This window comes from Acinetobacter sp. 197, assembly GCF_048148385.1.
GTDB lineage: Bacteria > Pseudomonadota > Gammaproteobacteria > Pseudomonadales > Moraxellaceae > Acinetobacter > Acinetobacter pecorum.
Genome location: NZ_JAYWZK010000031.1, coordinates 1 through 2,285, shown reverse-complemented (window position 1 = coordinate 2,285; position 2,285 = coordinate 1). Strand labels below are relative to the sequence as shown.

The 2,285-nt window shown below is 33.4% G+C and carries 2 protein-coding genes; both read left to right on the top strand.

The window, feature by feature from the left end:
* Window positions 1-419 precede the first annotated feature (419 nt).
* Complete coding sequence (locus tag VXQ11_RS15565) at window positions 420-956, top strand: porin family protein (protein ID WP_253175583.1); 537 nt, start codon at window positions 420-422, stop codon at window positions 954-956.
* Window positions 957-1,113: 157 nt separating this feature from the next.
* Complete coding sequence (locus VXQ11_RS15560; RefSeq protein WP_034705871.1) at window positions 1,114-1,725, top strand: recombinase family protein; 612 nt, start codon at window positions 1,114-1,116, stop codon at window positions 1,723-1,725.
* Window positions 1,726-2,285: the final 560 nt, after the last annotated feature.

Here is a 2,285-nt window from a genome sequence, read left to right as displayed (position 1 = left end):
TTTATGTTTTAATCATTATTCAAATTTTTTAAAGATAAAAAAACCTTTTAAGGATTTTTCTTGTTATAAATTATTTCTTTGCACACAAAAAATAACACATTAAAATTATAGCATAATGTAGTTTTTCTCATGACAACTGCTATAGCTGATTACTTAATGGATTATCATAATAAAAAATATTAGACCTCTTGCGAAAGTATAGTTTTATCTAATTTTTGAATTGGCTAAAACCTCATAAAATATAGCTTTCGACTGCTTAAAATTTGACTAACGCAAGAAGTCTATTTATTAATCAAAAAATATCTTACTAATTAGTATAAATTTATTGCAAATTTTTATTTATATTTCCAATATATACAAATCCTTTAAATCAATGATTTATGGGTTTTTATATAACTTCAATATTCATGAGATATACAATGAAAAAACTGCTTTTGGTATCACTTCTTGGGGCTGTTGCAGCAACTACGGCCAATGCTGGTAATACAACAATTCAGCCATATGTAGGCGCTGGCTATACATTTTTAAATAACGATGATGTTGATGTACATTTTCTAGGCCTGAATGGTGGTTTGCAATTTAATGAATATGTTGGTGCTGAAGTATTCTGGAATAAATCTGTGAATGACATCGAGTTCGATGGCGATTTAGAAGAATTTGGTGTAAGAACTGATGCCGATGTTCAATACTATGGTATTGGCTTAACAGCTAAATATCCTTTAGCAAATAACTTCTATGCTAAAGGTATGGCTGGTTATGCACGTGTTGACCTCGATGTAGATGCTACTTTTCAAGGTTATACAGTTTCAACTAGCGAAGATGATTCAGGTTTAATCATTCAGGCTGGAGCTGGCTATAACTTCACTCCAAACTTGGCTGCAGAAGTAGCTTATACACACGTTAATGCGTTTGATGGCTTTAATGGTGTAAATGCTCAATTAAAATATAACTTCTAATTTGTTGAGTTAAAGAGCGAGGAGAAAATCCTCGCTTTTTTTATCAAAAGAGTATAGCTGAATGATAGCAAGCCAAATCGCATACAATATCTATCATTAGACTTAATGCAATAATTAAATGATGTTGTTATCATTAATCTAATAGAATTAATATTAAATGATAGAAATGAATACACGTATTTATCTACGAGCTTCAACTAAAGATCAAGATGCAAAAAGGGCTTTGCAGATTCTTCAGGATCTAAACCAAAACTTGAATTTGGGTGAAACCATTGTGTACGTGGAAAACTATAGTGGTACGAAGTTAGACCGACCTGAATTGAATAAGCTGCTGTCAGAAGCAAATCAAGGTGACACCTTGTTAGTTGAAAGTATTGACCGATTATCACGCCTAACCCAACGAGATTTTCAAGAGCTGAAGCGCAGGATCCAGGAGAAGGGACTTCGTTTAGTCGTAGCGGATCTTCCTACTACCTACCAAATGATTCAAACCAGTGACAGCATTACTCATTCAATCCTGGAACTCATCAACAATATGTTGATTGATCTCCTGGCAACAATGGCCCGCCTAGACAATGAGAAACGTATAGAACGTATTAAGCAGGGCCTGGCACGCTCGGGTTACAAGCCAACAGGTAAGAAAGCCAATGAGGCTAAGCACAAACGAATAAAAGAATTACTAGCAGCTGGCAATATGACTAAGGAAGAAATTGCCAAAGCAGTGAATTGTGGAGTTGCAACTGTTTATCGAGTTGCTAAAGTCATTTAAAAAGGCTTGTATCAGTGCTTCCCTTATGTCATATCTATTTACAAAGGAACAAGGCATCCTTAAAGATCAAAAGAAGGGATTAATGATGAAAAAGCATTTAATTTTCCTTGTTTTTATAGTGATGGTTTTTATTTTAGCTCTAGTTGTAAAGATTAATAATGATCATAAAAAAGGGCAAGCATTAAAGAAATTAGAACTAGTTGAAAAGCAAATCCATTAGGTAAAAATTGACTTATACTTATTTAAATAACGCTAATAACTAAGCCCAAAGAACACCTAGACCCAGTGCTACACACGCTTAGTTTTTTATATTTTAAAAGAGCATTTTAGCAAATATCATAAAAGACCGATCTATTCTCAAGCCAGTTTTTTATATCGCCGAGCATTATGGTTTCATCATAGATATATGAATATTAAGATAAATAAAAAGCCCTATAGTCTCTCCCGTTACTATAAGGCTTATAAAACGCTGTAATTTTTTTCTCTCTGCACACGACAAAAAAATCATCCCCACCCGATTTTCATAGGTTTAGGGGTTAAAAAGCTAACTAACTGTCGAA